Source organism: Streptomyces antimicrobicus (genome assembly GCF_020532625.1).
GTDB lineage: Bacteria > Actinomycetota > Actinomycetes > Streptomycetales > Streptomycetaceae > Streptomyces > Streptomyces antimicrobicus.
The window spans coordinates 1-26,341 of sequence record NZ_JAJAUY010000059.1; the positions used below are offsets into that span (position 1 = coordinate 1).

Sequence of the window (26,341 nt, forward strand, 5' to 3'; positions counted from 1 at the left end):
AGTGCGGAAACGTACAAGGATCGCGGTGGCTGATACGGTCACGGGCGGTTCATGGACACGCCGGCTGCGGGTAGCCGTACGCGGGCTGCACGGCCGGCGGCGCCTGGGTCGGCGGGGCCGGCGGCGGCGTCGGGGGGCTCATCGCGGCCGTCCGGTCCGGGTCGGGGGCCGGGGCGTTCTCGTCCACCGAGATGCCGTGGTCCGTGGCCAGCCCCTCCAGCCCGTTGGAGTATCCCTCGCCCAGGGCGCGGAACTTCCACCCCTCCCCGCGGCGGTAGAGCTCGCCGCAGATCAGGGCCGTCTCCCCGCCCGTCTCGGGCCGCACGTCGAAGTACGCGAGCGGCTCGCCGCCGCCCTCGACCGTGGCGTCGTAGAGCAGGATCCGCAGGTCCCGGACCCGCTCGAAGGGCACGTCCTCGGCCGAGGCCACCACCAGCACCCGGTCGACGATCGCGGGGACCGAGGAGAGCTCGGCCTGCACCGCGTCCGTCACCGCGTCGCCGATCCGCTTCTTGCCCAGCCGCCACACGGAACCCGAGGGGTGGCGCGGCTGGTTGTAGAAGACGAAGTCCTCGTCCGAACGCACCCGCCCGTCCGGGCCCACCAGCAGCGCGGAGGCGTCCACGTCCGGTACGTCGGGGCCGCCGGTCCAGCGCAGCACCGCCCGGACCGCGGCGGCGGTCACCGGGATGTTCGAGCCCTTCTGCATCGCGTGCGTCATGCCCGTCATCCTGCCCTCCCGGGCCGAGGCGGGACAATGCGGCCCCCCGGTAGCGACCGCGGGAGCACCGGCGCGGCCCTTGTCGCCTCACCCGGGGCGTGGGCATGGTGCGAGAGGGTTACCTGAATTTCACGTACTTGAGGAACTCTTGAATCTCGTTCGTACGTACTATTACCGGCCACGCCAGATGGGCCACCGAGGCAGTACGGGGGAAGCAGATGCGTCATTTCGGGCACATATCGCCCGCGGTCCGCAAGGACCTCTTCCACCAGGAACCGGCCGACTTCACCGCCGCTTCCCCCTCACGCATGCTGTCCGCCGCCCTCGGCGCCACCCTCTACAGCCCTGCCACCCGGCCCCGGCTCGCCGCCGACGTCGTCAAGCAGGCGGGTCGCGGGGTCGTCTCCATGGTGCTCTGCCTGGAGGATTCGATCAGCGACGCCGATGTGGTGGCCGCCGAGGAGAACCTGGTACGGCAGTTCGCCGAGCTGGAGGCGCACAGCGGCGAGTTGCCGCTGCTGTTCGTCCGGGTCCGCGAACCCGAGCAGGTTCCGGACCTCGTCCGGCGGCTGGGGCCCGCCGTGCGGCATCTGGCCGGTTTCGTACTTCCCAAATTCACCGCGGGCCGTGGTGACGCCTTCCTCGACGCCGTCGTCGCCGCCGAGGCGCTGACCGCGGACGTCCTCGGGGACCGCCCGCTGTACGCGATGCCGGTCCTGGAGTCCCCGGAGCTGCTGCACCTGGAGAGCCGGGCCGAGACCCTCGCCGGGATCGCGCGCACGGTCGGCCGGCACCGCGACCGCGTCCTCGCCCTGCGCCTGGGCGTCACCGACTTCTGCTCCGCCTACGGTCTGCGCCGCACCCCCGACATGACCGCGTACGACATCCAGATCGTGGCGGGCGTCATCGCGGACGTGGTCAACGTGCTCAGCCGCGCCGACGGCAGCGGCTTCACCGTCACCGGCCCGGTCTGGGAATACTTCCGCCGCCAGCAGCGGCTGTTCAAGCCGCAGCTGCGGCGCAGCCCCTTCCTGGAGGAGGGCGCGGAGGAGCTGCGCACCACGCTGATCGAGCACGACCTCGACGGGCTGCTGCGCGAGATCGAGCTCGACCGGGCCAACGGCCTGCTCGGCAAGACCTGCATCCACCCCGCGCACGTCACGCCCGTGCACGCCCTGTCGGTGGTCTCCCACGAGGAGTTCAGCGACGCCCAGGACATCCTGCGCCCCGAGCGCGGCGGCGGCGGGGTCCTGCGCTCGGCGTACACGAACAAGATGAACGAGGTGAAGCCGCACCGGGCCTGGGCCGAGCGCACCGTGCTGCGCGCCGAGGTCTTCGGCGTGGCCCGCGAGGACGTCGGCTTCGTCGACCTCCTGACGGCGGGGATCCAGGTCTGATGGCGCGGCTTCCCGCGACGGCGAAGGGCAAGACGATCGACACGGTGTGGTCCGGAACATGGGTCGCGGAGCGGCTGGGCGTACGACTGCGGGAACCGGAGACCGGCGGGGCGCCGGCGCGGCCGGCGCTGCGCGAGCTGCTGGGCCTGGCCCTGCGGCGCAACCCCAAGCGCGCCCACCTGCTCGTCTCGCAGGTGCTCGGCAAGCACGTGCCGCAGTCCCCGGAGGTCGTCTACGCCGCCGGGCACGGCCTGGGCGTACGGGTACGGGAGCTGCTCGGCGCCGAGGCGGCGGCCACCGCCCTGGTCCTCGGCTACGCCGAGACCGCGACCGGGCTCGGCCACTGCGTCGCCGACGGCCTCGGCGCGGCGCCGTACCTGCACTCCACCCGTCGACCGGTGCCCGGTCTGACCCCGGCCGGCGGCTTCGAGGAGTCCCACTCCCACGCCACCTCGCACCTGCTGCTGCCCGAGGACCCGGCGCTGCTGGCCGGGACCGGCCCGCTGGTGCTGGTGGACGACGAGTTCTCCACCGGCAACACCGTCCTGAACACCATCCGCGACCTGCACGCCCGCTACCCCCGGGAGCACTACGTGGTCGTGGCCCTGGTCGACATGCGCTCGGCGGCCGACCGCGCCCGGCTGGCGGAGTTCGCGGCCGGGCTGGGCGCCCGGGTGGACCTGATCGCCCTGGCCGCGGGCACCGTCGAGCTGCCGGACGGCGTCCTGGACAAGGGCCGCGCCCTGGTGGCGCAGTACGAGAGCCAGGGCAGCCCCGAGACCCAGGGCAGCCACGCCGGCGGCGTGGGCCGCGACCGCGGCGCGCCCCCGTCCGGGGCGGCCCCCGTCGAGCGGGTCGAGCTGGGCTGGCCGCAGGGCCTGCCCGACGGCGGCCGGCACGGCTTCACCCCCGCGCACCGGGCCCGCCTGGAACAGGCGCTGCCCGGCCTCGCCGAGCGGCTCGCCGCGGCGCTCGGGGACCGGCCCGGGCGCGTCCTGGTCCTCGGCAACGAGGAGCTGATGTACGCCCCGCTGCGCCTGGCCCGCGCCCTGGAGGAGACCGGGACCGCCACCGAGGTGCGGTTCTCCACCACCACCCGGTCGCCCGTGCTCGCCGTGGACGATCCCGGCTACGCCATCCGCACCCGGCTGGTCTTCCCCGCCCACGACGATCCCGCCGACGGCCCCGGCGACCGCTACGCCTACAACGTGGCCGGTGCCGGTTTCGACACCGTCGTCGCCGTGGTCGACTCGGCCGGCGACACCCCCGCACTGCACGACGGACTGCTGGAGCGGCTGCGCCGCCACACCGCCCGGGTCGTCCTGGCCGTCGTCCCGTCGTACGTACCGACCCTGGAGCCGATCATGCTGCCCGCCCCCCTGCGCGGCCCCGCCTTCTCCTCGTACCCCGCCGAGGACGTCGGCTGGCTCCTGCAGGACCTCTCCGACGTGGCCCTGGAGGCGCCCACCGAGGAACGCGAGGAGGCCATCCAGGCGGGCGGCGCCCACTACGCCGAGTCGCTGCCGGTCGAGTACCAGCCCAGCGCCCGCTACCAGGCCCTCTACCAGAGCGCCCTGGACGCCTCCGCGGCCCGGATCGCCCAGGCCGTCGGCACGGTCACCGAGACCGTCCTCGCCGAGCGGTCACCGGCCCCCGTGCTGGTCTCGCTCGCCCGCGCCGGCACCCCCGTCGGCGTCCTGATGCGCCGCTGGGCCCGCTACCGGCACGGCCTGGACCTGCCGCACTACGCCGTCTCCATCGTGCGCGGCCGCGGCATCGACGCCAACGCGCTGCGCTGGCTGGCCGCCCACCACGACCCCGCCGACGTCGTGTTCGTCGACGGCTGGACCGGCAAGGGCGCCATCACCCGCGAACTGCGCGAGGCGCTGCGCGACTTCCCCGGCTTCGACCCGGAGATCGTCGTCCTCGCCGACCCGGGCCGCTGCGTGGCCACGTACGGCACCCGCGAGGACTTCCTCATCCCGTCCGCCTGCCTGAACTCCACCGTCTCCGGGCTCGTGTCGCGTACGGTGCTCAGGGCGGACCTGGTCGGCCCCGACGACTTCCACGGCGCCAAGTTCTACCGCGAGCTCGCCGCCGCCGACGTCTCCACCGCCTTCGTGGACACCGTCGCCGCCCGCTTCGCCGAGGTGGCCGACGCGGTCGACACGCAGGTCAAGGAGCTGCTGGTGGCCGACCGCGCCCCCACCTGGGAGGGCTGGGCCGCCGTCGAACGCATCAGTGAGGAGTACGGCATCCACGACGTGAACCTGGTCAAGCCGGGCGTCGGCGAGACCACCCGGGTGCTGCTGCGCCGGGTGCCGTGGAAGATCCTGGCCCAGCGGGGGGCCGGGGCCGACCTGGACCACGTACGGCTGCTCGCCGAGCAGCGCGGGGTGCCGGTCGAGGAGGTCGACGACCTGCCGTACACGTGTGTCGGCCTCATCCATCCCCGCTTCACGCGCGGCGCCACGGGCGCCGACGGAAAGGCTGTGGCCGCGAAGTGACCGTCCTGGTAGCCAGTGACCTCGACCGCACGCTCATCTACTCGTCGGCGGCGCTCGCGCTGACGATGCCCGACCCGGTGGCTCCGCGCCTGCTGTGCGTGGAGATCCACGAGGGCAGACCCCTGTCCTTCATGACGGAGACGGCGGCGGCGCTGCTCGCCGAGCTGGCCGCCGCGCCCTCGGTGGTCTTCGTCCCGACCACGACTCGTACGCGCAAGCAGTACCAGCGCATCCGCTTCCCCGGCCCGCCCGCGCCGTACGCGATCTGCGCCAACGGCGGTCAGCTGCTGGTCGACGGCGTCCCGGACCGCGACTGGCGGCGCACGGTCACCGCCCGGCTGGCCGCCGAGTGCGCCCCGCTGGAGGACGTCCACCAGCACCTGCTGGCGAGCGCCGACCCGGCCTGGGTGCGCAAGACGCGGGTGGCCGACGACCTGTTCACGTACCTGGTCGTCGAGCGGGCCCAGGTGCCCGACGAGTGGATCAAGACGCTCACCGAATGGGCCGAGGCGCGCGGCTGGACCGTCTCGCTCCAGGGCCGCAAGATCTACGCCGTCCCGCGCCCGCTGACCAAGAGCGCGGCCGTGCGCGAGGTCGCCCGGCGGACCGGGGCCCTGGCCACCCTCGCCGCCGGTGACTCGCTGCTCGACGCGGACCTGCTGCTGGCGGCCGACGAGGGCTGGCGGCCGGGCCACGGCGAACTGGCCGACACGCGGTGGACCGCCCCGGGCGTCACGGCGCTCACCGAGACGGGTGTGCGGGCGGGTGAGGAAATCGTCCGCCGGTTCGGCGGCGCAGTTGCGAGACTGAGCGCATGAGCAAAGGCAACACGACCAAAATCACTGACGAGTTGTACGCCTACATGCTGGCGCACAACCCACCGCTCGACGAGCACCAGCGCGGGCTGGTGGTGACCACCGAGGAGAAGTTCCCGGACGCGGCCGGGATGCAGTCGGCGGAGGAGCAGGGGCCCATCCTGGCGTTCCTGGTCCGGCTGACCGGCGCCCGGCACGTGGTGGAGGTCGGCACCTTCACCGGCTTCTCCGCCCTGTCGATGGCCCAGGCCCTGCCGGCCGGCGGCACCCTGATCGCCTGCGACATCTCCGAGGAGTGGACGGAGTACGGCCGCCGCGCCTGGGAGGCGGCGGGCGTGGCCGACCGCATCGACCTGCGCATCGCGCCCGCCCTGGAGACCCTGCGGGCGATGCCGGCCGAGCCGCACATCGACATGGCGTACCTGGACGCGGACAAGCAGAACCAGATCGCGTACTGGGAGGAGCTCGTCCCGCGGATGCGGCAGGGCGGCCTGATCGTCACGGACAACACCCTGTTCCACGGCGGCGTGCTCAGCGAGGACCCCAGCCCGTCGGAGGCCGGGGTCCAGGCGTTCAACGACCACGTGAGCGCGGACGACCGGATGGAGTCGGTCCTGCTGGCCATCTCGGACGGCCTGACGCTGTCGCGCAAGCGCTGAGCGCCGGTCTAGCAGCAGCCGCCCCCGCCGCAGCATCCGCCGCCGGACGGTGCCGCGGGGGCGGCAGCGGTGCCGCCGACGGCGACCGCGGACAGCAGCTTGACGGTGTCGGCGTGCCCGGCGGGGCACGCGGCGGGCGCGCCGGACTCGGCCATGGGCCGGCTGACCTCGAAGGTGTCGTCGCAGGTCCGGCAGCGGAATTCGTAACGAGGCATGCCCCCAGGCTATGCGCCCGTGGGCCCCGGACGGTACCGGGCGCCGCGGTAGCGCTCCTCACGGGCGGCCTGTTCGGGGTGGCGGGCCCGCCAGTACGGATTGTCGTGCGGCAGGGCGCTGCCGACCCGCCCGTACATCCCGAACCACATCAGCATCACGCCGACGACGAAGCTGAAGAGCACGTTCTGGATCTCGAACGCCAGGAAGTTCAAGCTGCTGTCGAGCAGCGCCAGGTTCACGAAGCCGCTCGCGATGAAGGCCACGCCCACCACGATGTTCAGGGTCGAGGCGAAGTTCCCGCCGACGACCATGCCGGCGAACAGCAGCAGCCCGACGCAGATCGACAGCACGCTGAGCGCGCCGTTGGTGTTCAGGCTCAGCACGCTGTCGCCGCCGGTGTCGAAGAACCCGATGTGGTGCGTGAGCCCGAGGGCCCCGAAGACCACCAGCAGCATCCCGGTCAGCCCGGCACCGACCCGGTACACCTTGCTCAGCTTGTGGTCCTGCGGCAGATGCTCGTCGAGCCTGGCCTCGACCGGGTGGAAGGCCCGGCGCAGCCAGCGCTGCGGGACGCCGCGGGTGCGGGGCGCGGGGGGCGTGTGGGGGGCGAGGGGCGCGTAGTGGTCGTGGGCCTCATGACAGCCGAAGGCGGCGTGGGGGGTGCGGGCGACGGGGGCCGCGTACGGGGCGGGGGCGGCGTACGGAGCTCGGGCGGCGTACGGAGCGGGGGGCGTGCGGGAGGCACGGGAGGCACGGGAGGCCGTGCGGGAGGCGCGGGAGGCCGTGCGGGAGGCGCGGGAGGCACGGGACATGCGGAAGGTGCCGAACGGGCGGAACGTGCCGAACGGGCGGAAACCGCGGGCCGTGGGCGCTTGAGACGGTGTGGGGGCCTGGGAGCTCAGGGGCGCCTGGGGCGTGGTGGGCGCCGGGGTGCTCGGGGGCGTCTGGGACCTCGGGGACGCATGAGACCTCGGGGACGCATGAGACCTGTGGGCAGACATGACCGCCCTCCTCTGCTCCGTTCGGTGCACCTCTCAGCATCCGCCCGGCCCGCGGGAGGGACAAGTCGGCTCACCCGGGGGAAGCGGCACGCTCGGCGCGGATCTCCCCGACCACCCGGGCCACGGACGCCCGGACCTCCTCCAACTCCTGAAGGAAGTGCCAGTAGTCGGGGTGGCGCCCCTCCAGCCCCGCCAGGGCCCGGTCCACGCGGGCCACGGCCGCGTCCAGCGGCCGCGCGTGCCGCGGGTCCGGCACGCTGCGGCCCTCCATCGCCAGCCGCTGCGCGTCCCGGATCGCGAACCGGGTCCGGCGCACCTCGACCTGCGGGTCCTCGGCCACCGCGGTCAGCCGGGCGAGCCGGTCCCGCGCCGCCGAGACCCCCTCGTCCACGGAATCCAGCAGGGACCGGACCGTCGCGATCAGCGCCGTGGTGTCCGCCCACCGCTGCTCGGCGAGCGCCGCGCCCGCCTCCCGCAGCCGTTCCTCGGCCCGCGCCACGTCGCGCCGCGCCTGCTCCGGCACCTGCTGCAGGTCCTGCCAGCAGGCCGCGGTGAACCGGCGGCGCAGCTCGCTGAGCACCGGGTCCACCCCGTCCGCCCGGTGCCGCAGGGCCTGGGCGCGGGTGCGCAGGCTCACCAGCCGGCGCCCGGTCTCGGCCGCCCGCTCCGGCAGCCGCTCGGCCTCCGCGCGCACGGCCTCGGCGTCCCGCAGGATCCGTTCCGCCCGCTGGATCGTCTCCGGCACCCCGTGCCGGCCGGCCCCCTGGTTGAGCAGGGTCAGCTCCGGCCCGAGCCGGGCCAGCCGCGCCGCCAGCTCGTCCGCGCGCAGGCCGGAGGCCCGTACGGCGTCCAGCGCCTGGCTGGCGGCCAGCAGCGCGGCCTTGGCCCGCTCACGGGCCGGCGCCAGCCGGGCCAGCTGCGTCTCGGCCCGGTCCAGCAGCGGCTGCAGCCCCTGGGCGAACCGTTCCAGCTCCCCGGCGACCCGCTCCAGCTCGGCCCGCGCCCGGTCCAGCTCCTGCTTGGCCCGCGCCGCCGTGGCCGCGTCGAGCCCGTCCCGGTCGAGGTCGTGCGCGTCGACGGCCTCGATGTAGCGGTGGCTGACCTCGTCGATCCGCTGCCCGAGCCCCGCGAAGGCGTCCACGGCCTGCCGGCCGGCGGGCGAGGAGTCGACGGCGGCGATCGTCTCGACGGAGATCCGCAGATCGCGCTGGGCACTGTCCAACGCGTAGAAGGCGGCCGCGGCCGCGTCCTTGGCGGCCTGCGCCTCGGCCCGCCGGCTCTCGTCCCGCCCTCCGAACCACCGCCGGGATGCCGTCGCCACAATCCCTCTCCCGTACGCCTCCACCGCCCTACCCCGCCCCATTCTCCCCCAAGCCAACGCGTTTGCGCCGGGGGTACGCGGTCCATGTAGGCTGTCCACTTGTTCACGGGTGCGTAGCTCAGGGGTAGAGCGCTGCTCTTACAAAGCAGATGTCGGCGGTTCGAAACCGTCCGCGCCCACCAGCACAAAGGCCCCCAACCGATCTTGGTTGGGGGCCTTTGACATCCGTTTTTGACCTCAATGGGAGCGGATCGGGAGCGGAGCTCGCCTCCTGAGCAGCCGGTCCATGTGCTTGATCGCTTCCCGCTGGGTGTCCCGCCACCTCAGGGGCGCGATGCAGATGGCGGGCAGCGGCAGGGTCTGCTTCCGCCGCCGTCGCCCCTTGGGATCGTCCTCTGTTGGAATGCCTGGGACACACGGGCCCTCCGAATTCGTGTGCTCCTCTGTGCTCCCGCATGCCCCTTCCCGACTCGACTGGTCAGCGAGACGCTGCCAACGTCGTGTGGTTGCTCGGGAGGAGGTGGAGGGGGAGTGACCCAGCCGAAGTGTGGGGCTCCGAAGAAGGACGGAGGCCGGTGCGCGAGGCCGGCAATCGTGGGCAGCGGGCAGTGCTACCAGCACCAGGGCGAGTGGACAGCCCGCGCGGCGGCAGACCGCAAGGAGCGGGAAGCCAAGGCGAAGAAGAAAGAGCTTCGGAGGAAGAAGCGGTCCTGGTGGTGACCGACCGCTGACATCCCTGGTTGACATCAACGCAGGCGGATCCTGACCCTCACGAGGAGCCGAGGAGAGGCGCCGGATCTTCGGGTGGGCCACGAGCGGTAGCCGCCGGGCGAGCTTGCAAAGCACAGATGTCGGCGGTTCGAAACCGTCCGCGCCCACCACCGCGAAGGCCCCCGACCGATTCTGGTCGGGGGCCTTCGCTGTGCCCGGCGGGCATCGACGGCGCCCAAGGCCCCCGGGCGATGGGGGCCTTGGTGCGGGGTGGTCAGGGCTGTGGGGGTGGGGTGGGGTGGTCGGTGATGCCTCGGGTGAGGATGGCCACTGATGTCACGGGGGTGCCGGTCGGGCCCCACGGGCTTTTCTTGAGGAGGACCGTGCGTTCGCCCAGGAGGCGCAGGGTCTGGCGGTCGAAGATCCACTCGGTGCGTTCGCCGTTGTGGGCGCGGGCCACCGCGACGCCCGGACGGCCGACGGCGTCCGTCGCCTCGGGGACCAGGACGACGCCCGGGATGCGGGCGGCAGCGCGGTAGAGGGCCGCGCTCAGGCCCGGCGGGGTCTCGACGGTGCGCAGGAGGTCGCCGATCGCGACGAACGCCTGCTGGTCGGGGCCGGTGGTCGAGTTCGAGCCGGGGCCGTGGTTGCGGCGGGTGTCGGCGTAGATCAGTTCCAGCAGGCGGTCGGGGTCGGTCGGAAGGGATTCCAGGAAGCGGTACGTGGGGCCGTTGAGACTGGCGCGGTCCTTGCCCGCGGGGAACTCCGTCGTGGTGCCGCGCGCGGTGCGGGTGACCGTGCCGGCCGAGCCGTCGACCGACACCCAGCGCTCGGCGGACTCGTCCGTCCTCGACGCCTCCCGTAGAGTTCCGCGAACAGTTGGGGGTTCACACCCGGTAATGTCCGCGGAATCCGCCCTGTTGCATGTGATCAGCGTCTCATGTGAGGAACCGCCAGCGGGTCTGGGTGAACTGCCGGCCGCGGCCGAAGCCGAAGGCGGTCAGCGGGGCGACCTCGAAGACCCAGGCCGTGCCGGCCTGTTCGGACTGCTCCGTCGGGGGTGGGGCCGCCGACGCCGCGGTGCTGTCGAAGGCGCCGTCACGGACGTCGAAGTGCCAGTCCGGGCCGTACTTCCGCTCCCAGGCCGCCGCCAGCTCGCGCAGGCGGACGCCGTCCGTGACGCGGACCGCCACGCCCTCCACCACCACGTCGTGGCCCTCGCCGTAGCGGTTCGTGCCGGTGGTCAGGACCACGTTCGGGTTGGCGGAGATGTTGAGCGCCTTGCGCTCGCCGGGGCCGGTGCAGAAGTGGAGGCACTCGTTCTGCCAGATCGCCATCAGCGGGGCGACGTGCGGGCGGCCGTCGGGGCGGACCGTCGTCAGCCAGAAGATCTCGGCCGCTTCGAGCTGGGCCGCCGCGTCGTCCCACGAGGTGGCCGTGGCGCCCGGGGAGCTGTAGCGGGGGTCCAGCTCGGTGCGGGGGTGCTCCCGCTGTGGTTCCGGCATCTGCTGTCCGCTTCCTTTCGGTGCTGTGCCGTGGCGTTCCTGTCCTGGTCGCTGTGCGGCGCGGCGCGACGCGGGATAGTGGGGGTATGTGCCGGAGCATCAAGACGTTGAGGCCGCCCGCGCTCCCGGAGAAGGCGACCGAGGAGGACATGCGCGCGGCCGCGCTGCAGTACGTGCGGAAGGTGTCCGGGTTCCGGGCGCCCGCCGAGCACAACCGGGAGGTGTTCGACGAGGCCGTCGACGCCGTCGCCGAAGCCACGCGGGTGTTGCTGGAGGGGCTGGAGGTGCGGGGCGCGGCGACCCGGGCCTGATCGGGATCAGGCCGACCCGGGCCTGATCGGGATCAGGCCGACCCGGGCCTGATCGGGATCCGGCCTCGGCTCCCTGTCCCTGTCCCTGTCCCTGTCCTCGTCCCCGTCCCGCTGCCGTCCCCGTTGCCGTCCCGCCGCCGTCCGTGGAACCGTCCCGCCGCCGCCTGTCGCAGGGCAGGCCTGAGCCGTCGCACGGCGTGGGTACGTCACATGGCGTGGGCGCGGCGGCGTACGTACCACACGCCGGAGCCGAGGGCGGCCGCGACCAGGCTGCCGCCGAGCGCGATCTGGCCCGGGCTGACGCCCGTGGTGCTGCCGCCGAGGCCGCCGCGGGCACTGCCGGAGACCACGTTCAGGGTGACCGTGACCCGCTCGCCGCCCGTGCCGCATTCGAACGTCACGGGGTGCGAGCCGATCCGGGCGTTGCGGGAGACGATGGCGGCGCCGAAGAGGTTGGTGGCCTCCAGGTTGCCGGGAGCCAGTGACACCTCGCCGAACGCGGTGGACGTGGCCCGGCCGGTCTTGGTGCCGCACCCGGTCACGTTCAGGCTGACCCGGCTGCCGGGGGCCACGGAGGTGGGCGAGACCGTGGCCGAGGGCCGGGCGTACGCGGCGGTCGGGGCGAGGACGGGGACGACCGCGGCGCCGACGAGGGTGGCGGCGGCGAGCGCCGCGAGGCGGTGCTGGGCTGGCATGGGCGGGCTCCTCTGGCTCCGGCTGGCTTCCCTTGTTTCCCTGGCTCGGGAAATCGGCGCGGCCAGGGCACGGCTCGGCTGTGACGCGGGACGCGTGACGACGCCGTGCGTCGGGTCCGGGTTCGGCTTCGACTGCGCACCGTGATGTGGACGCTAGGAGCGGACCGGCCCGGCGGCGATCGGGGCCGGGTGAACGGGTGAGTCCGTACCGCCGCCCGAGGGACCCGTGGCCCGCTTGCCCGAGGGACCCGTAGCGCGCCGCCGGAGGGACCCGTGGCCTGCCGCCGGAGGGACCCGTGGCCCGTGGCCACCGGCCCCGCGGCCCAGCGGCCGACCGGGCTGACCGGGGCCACTGGCTGACCGGGCCCACCGGCTGACCAGCCGACCGAGCCCACCGGCTGACCGGGGCCACCGGCTGACCGGGGCCACCGGCTGGCCGGGGCCACTGGCTGACCGGCCCCACCGTCCGAGGGGGCCCACCGGCTGACCAGCCGACCGGGCCCACCGGCTGACCGGGGCCACTGGCCGACCGGGACCACCGGCCGAGGGGGCCCACCGGCCCACCCCGACCCGGTCGGCTGGTCGGCTGGTCGGCTGGGGCGAGGTCGGGTGATCGGGGTCCCCGCTCGGGAGCGAACCGCCCCGTGCGGCGGGCCGCGGCCGGGGCCCGGTGTTGTCCGGTGGGTGGTCGGTGCCCTCACGGGTGGTCGGTGCCCCCATGGGCGGCTGTCGTGTGTCGGGTGGGGCGCGCCGAGTTCGGCTGCGCCGTCTCGGGGGTGGGGCGCTGCTCGGCGGCGGTTTCGTCCCTCGTCGCCGGGACAGGGGCCGGGCGGCGCCGTCCGGAAGGCGGGGCCGGGTGGTTACGCCGGGGCCGGGGTCGGGCGGCGGACCAGGTACGCGGCCAGGGCGCCGGCGGCGAAGAGGGCGATCAGGGAGACCGCCGTGCCCAGCCAGGCCGCGCCCAGCCACTGGGTGCCGAAGTAGCCGAGGGCCACGCTGTAGCCCGCCCAGGCCATGCCCGCCAGGACGGACCAGGGCAGGAACTCCTTGGCCTTGCGGTGGGTCTTGCCCGCGCCGAGGGAGACCACCGAGCGGCCGGCCGGCGCGAAGCGGGCGATGACCACCAGGGCGCCACCACCCCGGGCCAGGGCCGTGCCCAGCCGTTCCTGGGCCCGGGTCAGCCGCCGCGAGCGCGCGATGGCCCGGTCCAGCCGCTCCCCGCCCCGCCGCGCCAGCCGGTACGCGGCGAAGTCACCCAGCACCGACGCCGTGGTGGCGATCACCAGCAGCAGCGCGATGTCCGGGACCTGCTCCTGCACCACGGCCGGGGACCCGGCGGCGCCCGCCGCCGCGGCCGCCGCCGCGGCGGTGATCACGAGGACGCCGCTGGGCAGCACGGGGACGAAGACGTCGAGGACCACGGACACCGCCACCAAGGCGTAGATCCACGGGCTCGTGGTCAGCGACCCCACTGTCTCGAACAAGGCGGGACTCCCCGGTCCGGTTGACGTGCTGCGGCATGAAGCGCCGCGACGTCGCGGGGGAGCGGCAGGGGCGGCTTGACAGCCATACAGCGTACGCCGCGCCGTGGTGCCCCTGCTGCCGGGGGTGATCCCGCGTGTCAGTGACTGCCGTGCCCACCCCCCGAAGGCCCCGTCAGCTCCCGGTCCAGCACGGTCACCAGCCGATCGCGGCCCCTCTTCTCCCGCCGGGCCTGGTCCAGTTGGAGCCGGGCGCGGCCGCCGGTGAGGGTCAGGGTCATCAGCTGGTTGCCGAACCAGGGCCCGGCCGTGCGCCGCCAGCTCAGCGGCGGCCGGCCCGTGCGCCCGTGCCGGCTGAGCAGCCGGCCCAGCCAGCGGCCCGTGCCCGACCAGCCGAGGCGGAAGCCGAACCGCACCGTGCGGTGCACGGAGTTGTGCACCGGGGACGAGGTCAGCTGGAACACCCCGGCCGTCGTGGGCAGCCGCGGCTCCGCCACGTACGCGTGGTGCACGTCTCCCGACAGGACGCACACCGTCGCCGGGGCCCGCGGGCCCGTCCCGACCTCCTCGACGAGGTCGCTCAGCGCCGCGAACGACGCGGGGAACGCCGCCCAGTGCTCCAGGTCGCTGCGCCGCCGCAGGTTCTCCCCGAACCGGGCCCACCGCTCACCCCGCACCCCCCGGCACAGCGCGGCGTTCCAGCCCTCCGCGTCGTGGACCAGCGGGGGCATCAGCCAGGGCAGCGAGGTGCCGATCAGCAGGTGGTCGTAGCTGCCGTGGCCCTCCAGGGCGTTGTCCCGCAGCCACTGCTGCTCGGCCGGGTCGAGCATGGCGCGCGCGTCCTCCGCGAGGACCCGCCGGGTGCGGGTGTCCACCATCAGCAGCCGTGTCCGGCCGAAGTCGCGGCGGTAGCTCCAGCGCACCGCGCCGGGCGTGGCGTCCGCCTCGGCGGCGAACGCGCGCAGCGCCTCCGTGCCGTCCGGGGTCTCGCGGACGGCGGCGTAGAGCTTGTCCACGGCCAGTTCGGCCGGGGAGAGGTTGCCCAGGTGCTGGTGGACCCAGTACGCCATCAGACCGCTGATGATCCGCTCGCGCCACCACGGCGCCGCGCGTATCTCGTCCAGCCACGCGGCGCTGGTGTTCCAGTCGTCGATGATGTCGTGGTCGTCGAACATCTGCAGGCTCGGCACCGTGGACAGCAGCCAGCGCGTCCCCGGGTCCAGCCAGGACTCCTGGTAGAGCCGGGTGTACTCCTCGTAGTCCGCGGCCTGCGCGCCGGGCGGCTCGCTCAGGTCCCGCCGGGCGGCGAGCCACTGCCGGGTCCGCGCCGACAGGTGGTCGGCGTAGACCTGGTCGCCGAGCAGCAGCACGACGTCCGGCCGGCCCTCGCCTCCCGGGTCGGCGGCCACCCGCTCGGCCAGGGCGTTCAGCGCGTCCACGCCGTGCGGCAGGCGTCCCTCGGTGGGCGGGCAGGCCTGCCGGCACGACCCGAAGGCCACGCGCAGCGAGGCGGGCCGCGCGGCCGGCCGGCCCGGACGCGCGGCGCTCGGCTCCGGGGTACGGATCGTGCTCGGCGGGAACGGGCTGTCGGGCAGCGGCCACACCCGCACCCCGTCGAGCAGCACCTCGTACGCGGTGGTGGTGCCGGGGGCCAGACCCGTCACCGGAACCAGCGCGTAGTGGTGACCGGCTATCTGGAACGTGCGCACGGCGCCGCCCGCGCCGTCGGCGCAGCGCACCTCCGCCGTGCACGGCCGGTCGGCCTCCATCCACACGGTGGCCGAGTCGCCCCGCTCGTGGTCGACATGTCTCAGCAGCGGACCCAGCCGCAGTCCGGCAGCCATCCAACTCCCCCTCCTCCACATCCCCTTGCATCAAGGTACGGGGTGGAGGGGGAGCCGGGCCTCCCCCGCGCGGGGGAGATCAGCGGCGGCGGCCGGCCGGCCCGGCACCGTGCCGATGCCGGGCCGGCAGCCGGGGCGGGGTCAGCAGCCGTTGAGGGTGTTGACCAGCGCGGTCTTCTCGGCCGAGTCCATGCTCAGGCCCCAGTACTGCTTCACGTGGACCCACATCCGCGCGTACGTACAGCGGTACGCGGTGCGCGACGGCATCCACTCGGCGGGGTCGAGGTCGCCCTTGGCCTGGTTGACGTTGTCGGTGACGGCGATGAGCTGCGGACGGGTGAGGTCGTTGGCGAACTGCTGGCGCTTGGAGGTGGTCCAGGAGCTGGCCCCGGAGCGCCACGCCTCGGAGAGCGCCACGACGTGGTCGATGTCGAGGTCGGAGGCGGCGGTCCAGGTGGCGCCGTCGTACTCGGAGTACCAGCTGCCGCTGACGGAGGCGCAGGAGGAGTCGGTGACGACGTTCACGCCGTCCCGCTTGAGGACGGTCTCGCGGGTGTTGCAGGTGCCGGAGACGGTGCTCCAGTGGGGGAAGAGGTCCCGGCTGTAGCCGCTGGAGGAACCTTCCGCCCGGGGCGTCACGGTCGCCAGGTACGCGCGGGCCTCGGCGGCGCTGATGGGGGTGGGCGGGGCGGCCTGGGCGGCGGGGGCGTTCACGAGGGAGGTCAGGGCGGCGAGCGCGGCAACCGACGCGAGCATGCCAAGGCGACGCGCGTAGAGCTTGGACGTGGGCAGGGCGGACATGGAGGGGCTCCCTGGGTGTGCGGGGGGACGGCCGTGCGGCCCCGGCGGGGCCCGGCCATGCTGGCGGCGCCGGATGACACGGGGATGGGCGCCAGATGACAGCCTGGCGACATGGGCACGTCACATCAAGGAGCGGAACTGCTCCTTTTCAAACGGAAGTTGATATTCCGGGCTGGTGGGGCGGAGCCGGCGCGGCACACCGAGGGGCGTTCGGGACCAACGGGCCATTTCGGGTGCGGGCGCGCGTCGCGTACCCTGTTCGGAGCAGAAGGGGAGTAGCTCTTCGCCGGACCGTCGACATACTGCTGGGTCACCCAGCCGGCGCCCGGAGGCAGGCCGCCCGCAGCGGACCCGCCAGCGAGACCTTCGGCCGCAGTGTCCTGCTTGTTCCATGCACGCAGGGCGCCGCCGAGCCGAAGCGACCCCTGGAACACCCCGGTCCTCGGTGCGGCGCCGTCCTGCCCGACCGATCGAGGTACCACCCCGTGATCAGCTTCAGCGTCCTGGCGATCGCCTTCGGCGTCGTCTTCCTCGCCGAGCTCCCCGACAAGACCGCGCTGGCCGGGCTGATGCTCGGCACCCGCTACAAGGCCTCCTACGTCTTCGCGGGCGTCGCCGCCGCCTTCGCGGTGCACGTCGCCCTCGCCATCGCCGCCGGCAGCGTCCTGACGCTCCTCCCGCACCGGCTCGTCCAGGCCGTCGTGGGCCTGCTGTTCCTGGCGGGTGCCGTGATGCTGCTGATGAAGAAGGACGACGGGGACGAAGAGATCAAGGCCCCGGCCGACCAGTCCTTCTGGAAGGTCTCCGGGGCGGGCTTCATGCTGATCCTGGTCGCCGAGTTCGGCGACCTGACCCAGATCATGACCGCGAACCTTGCCGCGCGCTACGACAACCCGCTCTCGGTCGGCCTCGGCGCCGTGCTGGCCCTCTGGGCGGTCGCGGCCATCGGGATCCTCGGCGGCCGGACCCTGATGAAGTACGTCCCGCTGCGCCTGATCACCAAGGTCGCGGCGGCCGTGATGGCGGCACTGGCGGCCTTCTCGCTCTACGAGGCCGTCGCCTAGGCCCCCCGCAGCGGGCTTTGGCCGGACCGCTCGGCAGGGCTTTGGCCGGACGGCGCGGCAGGGTTTCGGCCGGACGGCGCGGCAGGGCTTTGGCCGGACGGCTCGGTCGCGCCGCGGCCGGACCGCTCGGTCGGGCCCTGCCCGGACCGCTCGGCCGGGCCCTGCCCGGAGCCGGAGGTCCGGGTCCGGCCGTCCGCCGCGGCAGGCGCCGCCGCGCCGTCCCGCGTCCGTACGCCGGCCACGGCGAGCAGCAGCAGGCCGCAGGCCGACACCACCAGCCAGCCGGGCCGGGTGGCACTCGCCAGAGCGGCGGGGGCGGCCCCGGCGACCAGACCGCCCGCGACGGCGATGCCGACGGCCGCGCCGACCTGGCGCGCGCAGGAGGTGATCGCCCCGGCCACCCCGGCCCGGGACGGCGGCAGCCCGCCGACGGCCGTGTTCGTCAGGGGCGCGTTGGCGAAACCGAAGCCGATGCCGATGAACAGGTAGGCGAGCAGCAGCCGCGGAACGCCGGTGTCCGGGCCGAGGTCCACCACGCACAGACCGCCCACGGCGGTGAACGCGCCCGCCAGCAGCAGCGGACGCCGGGGCCCGAGCCGCCCGACCAGCGCCCCGGACCACGGCGCGCACACCGTGGCCCCCAGCGCCATGGGCAGCGCCGCCAGACCCGTGGCCAGAGGGGTCCAGCCGCGGGCGTGCTGGAGGTAGAAAGTGTTCAGCAGCAGGCTGACGTTCAGGGCGACGAACACCGCCACGGCGCCCACCACGGCCGCGGCGAACGGCGGCCGGCGGAACAGCGCCAGGTCCATCAGGGGCTCGGCCCGCCGCCGTTCGACCCGCACGAAACCGGCCGTGGCCGCCACCGCCACGGCGTACCCGGCGAGGGCGAGCGGCGCGGACCACCCGATGCGCGGGCCCTCGATCAGCACCGCGACGCACGCGAACAGGGCCACCGTGAGGAGCAGCTGGCCCGGCAGGTCCAGTCGCCTGGACCGCTGCCCGCGCGACTCCGGCACGAACACCGCGACCAGCACGAGCGCGACCACGACGACCGGCACGTTGATCCAGAACACCGACCGCCAGCCGAACGCCGCGATCAGCGCCCCACCGGTGACCGGGCCCGCCGCCATGCTGAGCCCGAACACCGAGGCCCAGACACCGATCGCCCGGGCCCGCTCCCGCGGATCGGGCATCGCGCCGACCACGATCGCCAGGGCCACGGGACTGAGCATCGAGGCCCCGACGCCCTGCACGGCGCGGGCCGCGACCAGCAGGCCGAGGGAGGGGGCGAGGGCGCACGCCAGCGAGGCGAGCCCGAACACGACGAGCCCGCACCGGAACACGCGCCGCCGCCCGAACCGGTCCGCCAGCGCCCCGGCGGCTATCAGCAGGCTGGCCAGGACCACGGTGTAGGAGTCGACGACCCATTCGAGGCCGCTGGTGTCCACGTCCAGGCCGGTTCCGATGGCGGGCAGGCCGACGTTGACGATGGTCGTGTCCACGCCCACCAGGAACATGCTGAGCGCGCAGACGGCCAGCACCGTCCAGCGCCGGCGGGCGCTCAGGGCGGGGGTGGAGGTGGGGGTGGAGGCGTGGGCGGGGGCTGGGGCTGGGGCTGAAGCGGGCGGGGCGGTCGGGCTGGTTGCGCCGGAGGCCTTGGGGGGTGGGGAGGACGTGGTCATGGTCTGCCTTCCGTAGGGGAGCCGATGCCCGGCCATGGTCGGACCGGGCGTGGCCGCACCCCGAGCGGATTTGCCAAGACCGCAAAATGGGGGCATGGAGCCGAAGGAAGAGCAGAAGGAAGATCAGCAGGAAGAGCCGAGGGGCAGCAGGGGCGGCAGGCGGGAAGTGGGCGGCGTCCAGGGGGACGGCAAGCGGGCCGCGGACGCCAAGCCGGACGGCAGGCGGGGCGCGGGCGTCGAGGGCCCGCCGGGCGGCGGCGTCACGGAGGAGGCCGTCGAGAAGATCCTCGAGGACATCGGGCCCCGGCTACGGGCGCTCCGGCGTGGCCGCGGGCTGACACTGGAGACGCTGGCGCGCGACACCGGGATCTCGGTGAGCACCCTGTCCCGCCTGGAGTCGGGCAAACGGCGGCCCACCCTCGAACTGCTCATCCCGCTCGCCCACGCCCACCGCGTGGCCCTGGACCAGCTGATCGCGGCGCCGGCCACCGGTGACCCGCGGGTCCACCTGACACCGCTTCAGCGGCACCGGGGCAACGTGCTGGTGCCGTTGACCCAGTACCCAGGCCGCGTCCAGGTCTACAAGCAGGTCCTCGCGCACCGGGAACGCAAGCTGGTCACCCACACCGGCTACGAGTGGCTCTACGTCCTCGCCGGCGAGCTCCACCTCGTCCTCGGGGAGCGGGAGTTCACGCTGCGGCCGGGCGAGGCGGCCGAGTTCGACACCACCGAACCGCACTGGTTCGGCCCCGTCGGCGGCACCGCCGTGGAGATCCTGCACCTGTTCGGCCCGCACGGGGACCAGGCGGTCGTCCGTACGGGGCCGGCGGCGCAGTGACGCCGTAGGCGGAGACGCCGTAGAGGGAGGCGCGGTAGAGGGAGCGACGGAGAGGGAGGGGCGGAGAGGGAGGGGCGGTATTGGGAGGGGCGGGTCAGGCCGTGGACGTGTGGACCGTCAGGCGGATGGAGCCGGACGGATCCGGGGCCACCCGGACCGAGGTGAGGTCCTCGACGTGCAGGGTCGGGCCGTGCGCGGCGGCGCGCGGACCGACGCCGATCACGCGCATGCCGGCCGCCCGTCCCGCGGCGATCCCGGCGGCAGAGTCCTCGAAGACGACGCAGTCGGCCGGGTCCACGCCCAGCTCGGCGGCGCCCTTGAGGAAGCCCTCCGGGTCCGGCTTGCTGGCCCCGACGCACTCCGCCGTGACCTTGACCTCGGGCATCGGCAGGTCGGCCGCCGCCATCCGGGCCGTGGCCAGCGCGTCGTCGGCGGACGTGACCAGGGCGTGCGGCAGCGCACCGAGGGCCGCCATGAACTCCGGGGCGCCCTCGACCGGCTCCACGCCCTCGGTGTCGGCCGTCTCGCGGGCGAGCATCACGGCGTTGTCGGCGTGGTTGAGCTCCATGGGCCGGTCCGGGAGCAGCAGGGCCATCGTGGCGTAGCCCTGGCGGCCGTGGACCACCTTCATGGCCTCGTGGGGATCCAGGCCGTGGGCCCGCGCCCAGTCGCGCCAGCAGCGTTCGACCACCGCGTCCGAGTTGACGATCGTGCCGTCCATGTCGAGGAGGAGAGCCTTGGCCGTGAGGACGACGGGGGTGGTGGACGTGGTGCTGGCCTGCATGGAGGGACTCCAGACGGGGCGGGAAAAGAGAACAAGCGGTTCCGTCCACCGGTCAGGGAGTGCGGACGGAACCACTTTGTTCCTACACGATACAAAACGTGGGGCGGTCTACGCCACCGGCCCCCGGCAGGGCCGACCTGTGGGCCCGGGTCAGCTCCTCGTGCCGCCCGCCGCGGGCCCTCTGCCGGACCGCTGCCAGCCTTCCGTCATCGGCTCTTCGCCGGCTCTCCGATTGAGGCCGCGGTCGGGCTCCGGGCCGGCCGGCCTGGCGGCGGCCCAGGTCGGCCTAGGGGCCGAGGTCGTCCCGACAGCCCGGGGGCGGAGGTCGTCCCGGGTGGTCCGGGGTAGCCCGGTCCGCCGCCGCGTATTCGGTCGGCCGCGAGCAGCTCGGCCGGACCGGAGGGAGGGCGGTGGGTCTGGGGGCTCGGCGTTGCCGGGGGCAGGCCGGTGGGCCGGGGGCAGCTTGGGGGGGGGCAGCTTGGTAGGGCCGGAGGCAGGCCGTGGGCCTGGGGGCAGCTTGGCAGGGCCCGAGGCAGGCCGTGGGCCTGGGGAGCTCGGCCGGACCGGAGGCAGGCCGGTGGGCCTGGGGGGAGCTCGGGGACCGGAGGCAGGCTGGTCAGCCTGGGGGCAGCTCGGCCGGGCCGGAGGCAGCCCGGTGGCCTGGGGGGAGCTCGGCCGGGCCGGAGGCAGGCCGATCGGCCTGGGACAGGCCTGTTCTGCCGGGGGGTAGGCCGATCTTCCCGTGGGCCGAGGCCGTCCCGCTGGGTCCGGGCGGCTGGTCAGCCCTGGGCGGCTGCGGAGCAGCCCGGCAGGGCCGGAGGCGGTCCGGCGGGCCTCGGGGACTGCCCCGTTGTCTGGGGGACCGCGATCGGCCCCTGGTAAGCCCCCGGGTAGCCCCGTCGGCCTGGGGTCGCTCGATCAGCCCGGGTGGGCGGTCAGCCCGGACGGCCGGTCGGCCCAGGTTGGTCCGGAGTCCGGGGCAGCCCGGGCGGCCGGGCGCCCAGCCCGATGAGCTCCCGGGTAGCCAGTCGACCCGGGTCGGTCGGGGTCGGTGGGGGTCGGTGGGGGTCGGTCGGTGTCGGTCCGGGTCAGCCCCAGTCGGTTGCCTGTTCCAGGGCCTTTCGGGTGGCGGGGCCGTAGACCCCCGGCGGGTCCTGGGTGATGTCGTTGTCCTCCTGGAACGACGCGACCATCCACTCGGTGTAGTCGTCGTACTGGCCGTCGCTGCGCCCGCGGAAGTAGCCCCGCTGCTTGAGCCGCTGCTGCAGGTCGCGCACCTCGGGGCCGGAGTCCCCCTTGCGCAGGGTCTGGGCCTGCGGAGACGCCACCGGCTGGTCGGGCGGTGCCGGATTCTGCGACTTGCCGGCGCCCGCAGAGGGCGAGGCCGGCTTCGGGGAGCTGCTCGGCGTCCCGGACGGCGAGGCCGTCCGGGAGGCGGTGGGCGCCGAGCGCGACGCCGACGCGGACGGAGTGCCGGGCCCGGACGAGCCCGACGGCGTCGGGCCCACCGGTGCCACACCGGTCGCCGGGGCGGTCGGCGACGGACCGGGCAGGGCCCGGTCGCTCTCGCCGGAGTCCGTGAACAGCGTCAGCGCCGCCGCGACGGCACCGATCACCACGACGGCGCCGGCCCCGGCGAGCAGCGGGACGGTGCTCCGGCCGCCCCCGCCCCCACCCCCTCCCCGCCTCCGGCCTCTGGCTCGGCCCCGTCCGTCGTCGTCGATGGGTGCGGGCCGCAGGAGGACGGTGTCCTCCGGCCACGCGGGCGGCTCCGGCGCAGCCGGCGGTGCGGGCGCGCCGTACGGCGGGGCCTCGTACCCCGGGCTTTCGTACGGCACGGGCACCCCGTACGGCGGGGTGTCCTGCTCCGCGCCGGAGCCCGCCACATCCGCCCCCGGCCCGGCAGACGGCGCGAACCCCGGTACGCCCGTCCCCGGCCCGGCAAAGACCCCGGCATCCGGCAGGCCCGCCTCCGGCGCGGCCGTCGGCCCGGCCGAGGGCATGCCCGTCCCGGGTCCGGCCGTCGGCCCTGCCCCCGGCAGGCCTGTCCCCGGGCCGGCCGGCCCGGTCCCGGCCTCCGGCAGGCCCGGCTGCGGCGGCAGGGGCATGGTGAGGTCGGGGGTCCCGGTCGGCCAGGGGGAGGGTCGGGTGGCCGCGTTCGGCATCGTCACGTAGGGGCGGATGCGTAGCGGGTCGAAGCCGCCGCTCGGGGCGGGGCATGCGCAGGGTCTACCTGACCCGTTGCATTCCGGACAGCGCTCGGCGCTCACTGAGAAACCCCTCCCCTGGACACTGCCAGGCATTATGCAGACCCGCTCCAGCCCGCCGCACCCGTCCGACAGGCCATAACCGGACACACCGCTCAGGATGGATGTGTACGCCTGCCGGAGGAGGAGTACATGGCCCAGGAAGTGACCGCGCGAACGGCACAACCCGGTTCCGGACCCGGCGCCGAACGCGCCTCCCGTGAGGTACTCGTCTCGATCGGAGCCCTGCTGCTCGGCCTCTTGATCGCCGCACTCGACCAGACCATCGTCTCCACCGCACTACCGACGATCGTCAGCGACCTCGGCGGGATGGACCACCTCTCGTGGGTCGTCACCGCCTACATGCTCGCCGCCACTGCCGCCACCCCGCTGTGGGGCAAGCTCGGCGACCAGTACGGACGCAAGAAGCTGTTCCAGGCCGCCATCGTGCTGTTCCTGATCGGCTCGGCCCTGTGCGGCATGGCCCAGGACATGCCGCAGCTGATCGGCTACCGCGCCCTGCAGGGTCTGGGCGGCGGCGGCCTGATCGTACTGAGCATGGCGATCGTGGGCGACATCGTCCCGCCACGCGAACGCGGCCGCTACCAAGGCCTGTTCGGAGGAGTGTTCGGAGCCACCAGTGTGCTCGGCCCGCTGCTCGGCGGACTGTTCGTGGACCACCTCTCCTGGCGCTGGGTGTTCTACATCAACCTCCCCATCGGTCTCGTCGCGCTCGTCGTCATCGCGGCCGTGCTGCACATCCCGCGGCGCAGCTCGCAGCACACCATCGACTACCTCGGCACCCTGCTGATCGCCTCCGTCGCCACCTGCCTGGTGCTGGTGGCCTCCCTCGGCGGCACCTGGGGCTGGGGGTCGGCCCGGATCGTGGGTCTCGCCGTCCTCGGCGCGGTGCTGCTCGTGGCCTTCGTGTTCGTGGAGCGGCGGGCCGCGGAGCCCGTCCTGCCGCTCAAGCTGTTCCGTATCCGCACCTTCTCCCTCTGCTCGGTCATCAGCTTCATCGTGGGCTTCGCCATGTTCGGCGCGATGGTGTACCTGCCGACCTTCCTCCAGGTCGTCCAGGGCGTCTCGCCGACCCTGTCCGGCGTCCACATGCTGCCGATGGTGCTCGGCATGCTCATCGCCTCCACCCTTTCGGGGCAGATCGTCAGCCGCACCGGCCGCTGGAAGGTCTTCCCCCTCGCCGGGACCGCCGTGACCGCCCTCGGTCTGCTGCTCCTGCACCAGTTGCACCGCACCACCTCCACCTGGGAGATGAGCGCCTACTTCTTCGTCTTCGGCACCGGACTGGGCCTGGTCATGCAGGTCCTGGTCCTGGTCGTGCAGAACTCCGTCAGCTACGCCGACCTCGGAGTCGCCACCTCCGGAGCCACCTTCTTCCGCTCGATCGGCGCCTCCTTCGGCGTGGCCGTCTTCGGCACCGTCTTCACCAACCGCCTCGACGACAAGCTCGCCGCTGCCCTCGCCGGCGTGCCGCTGCCCCCGGGTGCCTCCGCCGCCCGGCTGGAGGCGGATCCGAGGGCCATCGCCCTGCTGCCCCCGGAGCTGCGCCCCACCGTGCTCGACGCCTATGCCGTCTCCATCACCGACGTCTTCCTCTACGCCGTGCCGGTCGTCCTCCTCGCCTTCGCCGTCGCCTGGTTCCTCAAGGAGGACAAGCTGCGTGCCTCCGTCACGGCCCCGGACGTCACCGAGACCCTGGCCTCGAACCCCGTCGAGCGCTCCTCCCGCGACGAGGTCGCCCGCGCCCTGTCGGTCCTGGGCACCCGCGAGGGCCGGCGGCACGTCTACGAGAAGATCACCGAGCGGGCCGGGTACGACCTGCTGCCCGCCAGCAGCTGGCTGCTGCTGCGGATCAACCGCTACGGGTCCGTCGAGCCGGCATTGCTCGCCGAGCGCACCGACGTCCCGCTGAAGGTCGTCACCGACGCGGCGCGTCAGGTCGAGGAGCGCGGGCTGGCCACCCGCGACGGACTCGACCTGCTGCTCACCGACTCCGGGAAGGTGGCGGCGACCCGGCTGGCCGCCGCGCGGCAGGAGTCACTCGCCGAACTCCTCGGCGACTGGTGGGGCCCCGACCGGCCGACCGACCTGGTCAAGCTGGTCGAGGAGATCAACGCCGAGCTGTGCGGCTCCGAGAAGGAGGAGCCGTACGATCGCCTGGCTCGTCGGGACCACGCCGTCCGATGATCTTGGTGGCTCGTGGCTCGTGGCTCGTGGCTCGTGGCTCGTGGCTCGTGGCTGGTGGCTGGTGGCTGCGGGCTTGCGGGCGCGGGCGGGGCCGGGGCGGGACGAGCCGTTCCGGCAGCGGCCTACCGGCATCCTGGCTCGCCGGAACCCGGGCGCCTTGAGGCGTCGGGCCTCCTGGCACCCGGTGTCTCGGCACCCGGTGTCCCCGCCCGACGCCGGCTTCCCGGCTCCGGGTGTCTCGGCACCCGGCCTCCCGGCACCTGGTGTCTCGGCCTCCCGGCCTCCCGGCACCTGGTGTCTCGGCCTCCCGGTCTCCCGGCTCCCGGTGTCTCGGCACCCGGCCTCCCGGTCTCCCGGTCTCCCGGCCTCCCGCCCGGCCCTCCGGCGTAGGGCGGGGACGGAGGAGGGGGGTCAGAGTATGGACTTTTCGAAGAAGTGCTGTGCGTACGGATCCTGCTTGTACGGGGGTATCTCCTCGTAGCCGTGCTTCGCGTACAGCGCGCGGGCCTCCACGAGGTCGGTTCGGGTGTCCAGGCGTATCCGCTCGGCGCCCAGCGACCGTGCCGCGTCCTCCAGGGCGGCCAGCAGCGCGGTGCCGCCGCCGGTGCCCCGCATGCGCGGGTCGACGTAGACCCGGGTCAGCTCCGCCGTGCGCGCGTCGAGCAGGCGTATGCCGCCGCAGGCCGCCGGCACGCCGGCCAGGCGGCCGACCACGAACTCTCCGGTGGGCCGTGCCAGTTCGGTGCCGGGGTCCTCGGCCAGGCCTTCGTCCACCTCGGCCTCCGTGGCGGGACGGTTCCAGTACCGCCCGGCGACCTCCGCGTAGTAGGCGCGGCGCAGGGCCGTGGCGTCGGCGGTGTGCAACGACTCGGGGACGACGGTCCAACCGCTGGAGCCGCTCCTCTGCGCGATCTTCGTCTCGTTCATGCCGTAAGTGTGGAGCTTTGCCGGCTCGTCCCGCGTGCAATATCCACACCGGCGGGCTGATGATAGGAAAAGGTTCATTTCGGCCTAGGGAATCGACCGACGAAGGGTGTGAAACGCCATGTCGGAGCATCCGGACGCCGCGCTGGTCCGCCGCGGTTACAACGCCTTCAGCAAGGGCGACATGGACGCGCTCGCGGGGTTGATGACCGCCGACGTCATCCACCACGTCCCTGGCACCCATCCGCTGTCCGGGCACCACAAGGGCCGCGAGGCCGTTCTGGAGCTCTACCGCCGCTACGCCGAGGAGACCGGCGGCACCATGCGGGTGGAACTGCACCACGTGCTCGTCGACGGCCGGGGGCACGCGATGTCGTTCCACACCTTCTACGCCGACCGCAAGGACCGGGGGATGGAGATCGGGGGAGGTCTGTTCTTCACCGTCGTGGGCGGCAAGATCACCGACATCGATGAGTGCACCGCGGACATCGATGAGGAGAACGCCTTCTGGGCCTGATGGCCCGACCTGCCCCCTGGTGGTCCCCGCCGAACAGGCCTGATCAGGGGGCCCGGCAGTACGGACCGGGCCTGGAGCCGGCCAGATATGACC

General features: G+C 73.9%; 23 protein-coding genes and 2 tRNA genes. 11 read left to right on the plus strand and 14 right to left on the minus strand.

Annotation, left to right across the window (positions count from 1 at the left end; all coding sequences use genetic code 11):
• Positions 1–49: 49 nt before the first annotated feature.
• A complete protein-coding gene (locus tag LG632_RS16490; RefSeq protein ID WP_226728071.1) occupies positions 50–721 on the minus strand; it encodes a TerD family protein in 672 nt (223 codons plus the stop codon).
• Between the two features lie 218 nt (positions 722–939).
• On the opposite strand from LG632_RS16490, the gene LG632_RS16495 reads away from it, so the two are divergent.
• From LG632_RS16495 to LG632_RS16510, 4 genes are read left to right on the plus strand one after another with little or no spacing between them, the layout of a single operon-like run.
• Positions 940–2,118, plus strand: coding sequence for an HpcH/HpaI aldolase/citrate lyase family protein (locus tag LG632_RS16495; protein ID WP_226728072.1), 1,179 nt, complete (start codon positions 940–942; stop codon positions 2,116–2,118).
• On the plus strand, positions 2,118–4,625 hold the full coding sequence (locus tag LG632_RS16500; protein WP_226728073.1) for a phosphoribosyltransferase: 2,508 nt from the start codon (positions 2,118–2,120) through the stop codon (positions 4,623–4,625). The genes LG632_RS16495 and LG632_RS16500 overlap by 1 nt, the downstream gene beginning before the upstream one ends.
• Positions 4,622–5,443, plus strand: coding sequence for an HAD family hydrolase (locus tag LG632_RS16505; protein WP_226728074.1), 822 nt, complete (start codon positions 4,622–4,624; stop codon positions 5,441–5,443). Before LG632_RS16500 ends, LG632_RS16505 begins: the two co-directional genes overlap by 4 nt.
• Positions 5,440–6,099 (plus strand): O-methyltransferase, encoded by a 660-nt coding sequence (locus LG632_RS16510; protein WP_226728075.1) that lies wholly within the window; start codon positions 5,440–5,442, stop codon positions 6,097–6,099. The genes LG632_RS16505 and LG632_RS16510 overlap by 4 nt, the downstream gene beginning before the upstream one ends.
• Before the next feature lie 8 nt (positions 6,100–6,107).
• Here the strand turns inward: LG632_RS16510 and LG632_RS16515 are convergent, their stop codons facing one another.
• The 3 genes from LG632_RS16515 to LG632_RS16525 all read right to left on the minus strand — a co-directional run bounded on the left by LG632_RS16515 (position 6,108) and on the right by LG632_RS16525 (position 8,679).
• Complete coding sequence (locus tag LG632_RS16515; protein WP_226728076.1) at positions 6,108–6,314, minus strand: FmdB family zinc ribbon protein; 207 nt, start codon at positions 6,312–6,314, stop codon at positions 6,108–6,110.
• A gap of 9 nt (positions 6,315–6,323) precedes the next feature.
• The gene (locus LG632_RS16520; RefSeq protein ID WP_226728097.1) at positions 6,324–6,872 is read right to left on the minus strand and encodes a DUF4383 domain-containing protein; all 549 of its coding nucleotides are present in this window, start codon (positions 6,870–6,872) and stop codon (positions 6,324–6,326) included.
• A 514-nt stretch (positions 6,873–7,386) separates the two neighbouring features.
• Positions 7,387–8,679 carry a coiled-coil domain-containing protein gene (locus LG632_RS16525; protein ID WP_226728077.1) on the minus strand — a complete coding sequence of 431 codons (1,293 nt, stop codon included), beginning with the start codon at positions 8,677–8,679 and terminating at the stop codon, positions 7,387–7,389.
• 65 nt (positions 8,680–8,744) lie between these two features.
• On the opposite strand from LG632_RS16525, the gene LG632_RS16530 reads away from it, so the two are divergent.
• Together LG632_RS16530 and LG632_RS16535 are read left to right on the plus strand one after the other, a co-directional pair.
• Positions 8,745–8,819: transfer RNA gene (locus tag LG632_RS16530), tRNA-Val, on the plus strand.
• A gap of 620 nt (positions 8,820–9,439) precedes the next feature.
• Positions 9,440–9,518: transfer RNA gene (locus tag LG632_RS16535), tRNA-Cys, on the plus strand.
• A 104-nt stretch (positions 9,519–9,622) separates the two neighbouring features.
• Here the strand turns inward: LG632_RS16535 and LG632_RS16540 are convergent.
• The gene (locus LG632_RS16540; protein WP_308108567.1) at positions 9,623–10,282 is read right to left on the minus strand and encodes a CU044_5270 family protein; all 660 of its coding nucleotides are present in this window, start codon (positions 10,280–10,282) and stop codon (positions 9,623–9,625) included.
• Positions 10,283–10,286: 4 nt separating this feature from the next.
• Complete coding sequence (locus LG632_RS16545) at positions 10,287–10,853, minus strand: pyridoxamine 5'-phosphate oxidase family protein (RefSeq protein WP_226728078.1); 567 nt, start codon at positions 10,851–10,853, stop codon at positions 10,287–10,289.
• An 86-nt stretch (positions 10,854–10,939) separates the two neighbouring features.
• Between LG632_RS16545 and LG632_RS16550 the strand changes: the two genes are divergently transcribed.
• The gene (locus LG632_RS16550; protein WP_226728079.1) at positions 10,940–11,164 is read left to right on the plus strand and encodes a DUF2277 domain-containing protein; all 225 of its coding nucleotides are present in this window, start codon (positions 10,940–10,942) and stop codon (positions 11,162–11,164) included.
• Positions 11,165–11,370: 206 nt separating this feature from the next.
• Here the strand turns inward: LG632_RS16550 and LG632_RS16555 are convergent, their stop codons facing one another.
• The 4 genes from LG632_RS16555 to LG632_RS16570 form a co-directional block, all read right to left on the minus strand.
• Positions 11,371–11,859, minus strand: a complete 489-nt coding sequence (locus LG632_RS16555; protein WP_226728080.1) for a hypothetical protein — start codon at positions 11,857–11,859, stop codon at positions 11,371–11,373.
• A gap of 860 nt (positions 11,860–12,719) precedes the next feature.
• The gene (locus tag LG632_RS16560; RefSeq protein ID WP_226728081.1) at positions 12,720–13,343 is read right to left on the minus strand and encodes a DedA family protein; all 624 of its coding nucleotides are present in this window, start codon (positions 13,341–13,343) and stop codon (positions 12,720–12,722) included.
• Between the two features lie 137 nt (positions 13,344–13,480).
• Positions 13,481–15,184, minus strand: coding sequence for an alkaline phosphatase D family protein (locus LG632_RS16565; protein WP_226728082.1), 1,704 nt, complete (start codon positions 15,182–15,184; stop codon positions 13,481–13,483).
• 141 nt (positions 15,185–15,325) lie between these two features.
• Entirely contained in the window at positions 15,326–15,985 is a 660-nt protein-coding gene (locus LG632_RS16570; protein ID WP_226728083.1) for an HNH endonuclease family protein, read from the minus strand.
• A gap of 485 nt (positions 15,986–16,470) precedes the next feature.
• Here LG632_RS16570 and LG632_RS16575 point away from each other — a divergent pair, with 485 nt between their 5' ends.
• Positions 16,471–17,049, plus strand: a complete 579-nt coding sequence (locus LG632_RS16575) for a TMEM165/GDT1 family protein (protein WP_226728084.1) — start codon at positions 16,471–16,473, stop codon at positions 17,047–17,049.
• Here the strand turns inward: LG632_RS16575 and LG632_RS16580 are convergent.
• Positions 17,046–18,731: an MFS transporter gene (locus LG632_RS16580; RefSeq protein ID WP_226728085.1), complete on the minus strand. Its 1,686-nt coding sequence runs from the start codon at positions 18,729–18,731 to the stop codon at positions 17,046–17,048. The genes LG632_RS16575 and LG632_RS16580 overlap by 4 nt on opposite strands.
• Positions 18,732–18,825: 94 nt before the next feature.
• Between LG632_RS16580 and LG632_RS16585 the strand changes: the two genes are divergently transcribed.
• Positions 18,826–19,569 (plus strand): helix-turn-helix domain-containing protein, encoded by a 744-nt coding sequence (locus LG632_RS16585; RefSeq protein ID WP_264201887.1) that lies wholly within the window; start codon positions 18,826–18,828, stop codon positions 19,567–19,569.
• A gap of 94 nt (positions 19,570–19,663) precedes the next feature.
• Here LG632_RS16585 and LG632_RS16590 read toward each other — a convergent pair whose 3' ends face one another.
• Together LG632_RS16590 and LG632_RS30570 are read right to left on the minus strand one after the other, a co-directional pair.
• Positions 19,664–20,353 (minus strand): HAD-IA family hydrolase, encoded by a 690-nt coding sequence (locus LG632_RS16590; RefSeq protein ID WP_226728086.1) that lies wholly within the window; start codon positions 20,351–20,353, stop codon positions 19,664–19,666.
• Positions 20,354–21,441: 1,088 nt separating this feature from the next.
• The gene (locus LG632_RS30570) at positions 21,442–21,972 is read right to left on the minus strand and encodes a peptidoglycan-binding domain-containing protein (RefSeq protein ID WP_226728087.1); all 531 of its coding nucleotides are present in this window, start codon (positions 21,970–21,972) and stop codon (positions 21,442–21,444) included.
• 780 nt (positions 21,973–22,752) lie between these two features.
• Between LG632_RS30570 and LG632_RS16600 the strand changes: the two genes are divergently transcribed.
• On the plus strand, positions 22,753–24,807 hold the full coding sequence (locus tag LG632_RS16600) for an MFS transporter (RefSeq protein WP_226728088.1): 2,055 nt from the start codon (positions 22,753–22,755) through the stop codon (positions 24,805–24,807).
• A 411-nt stretch (positions 24,808–25,218) separates the two neighbouring features.
• On the opposite strand, the gene LG632_RS16605 is transcribed toward LG632_RS16600, so the two are convergent.
• On the minus strand, positions 25,219–25,734 hold the full coding sequence (locus LG632_RS16605) for a GNAT family N-acetyltransferase (RefSeq protein WP_226728089.1): 516 nt from the start codon (positions 25,732–25,734) through the stop codon (positions 25,219–25,221).
• 118 nt (positions 25,735–25,852) lie between these two features.
• Between LG632_RS16605 and LG632_RS16610 the strand changes: the two genes are divergently transcribed.
• Entirely contained in the window at positions 25,853–26,248 is a 396-nt protein-coding gene (locus LG632_RS16610; RefSeq protein WP_226728090.1) for a nuclear transport factor 2 family protein, read from the plus strand.
• Positions 26,249–26,341 lie beyond the last annotated feature (93 nt).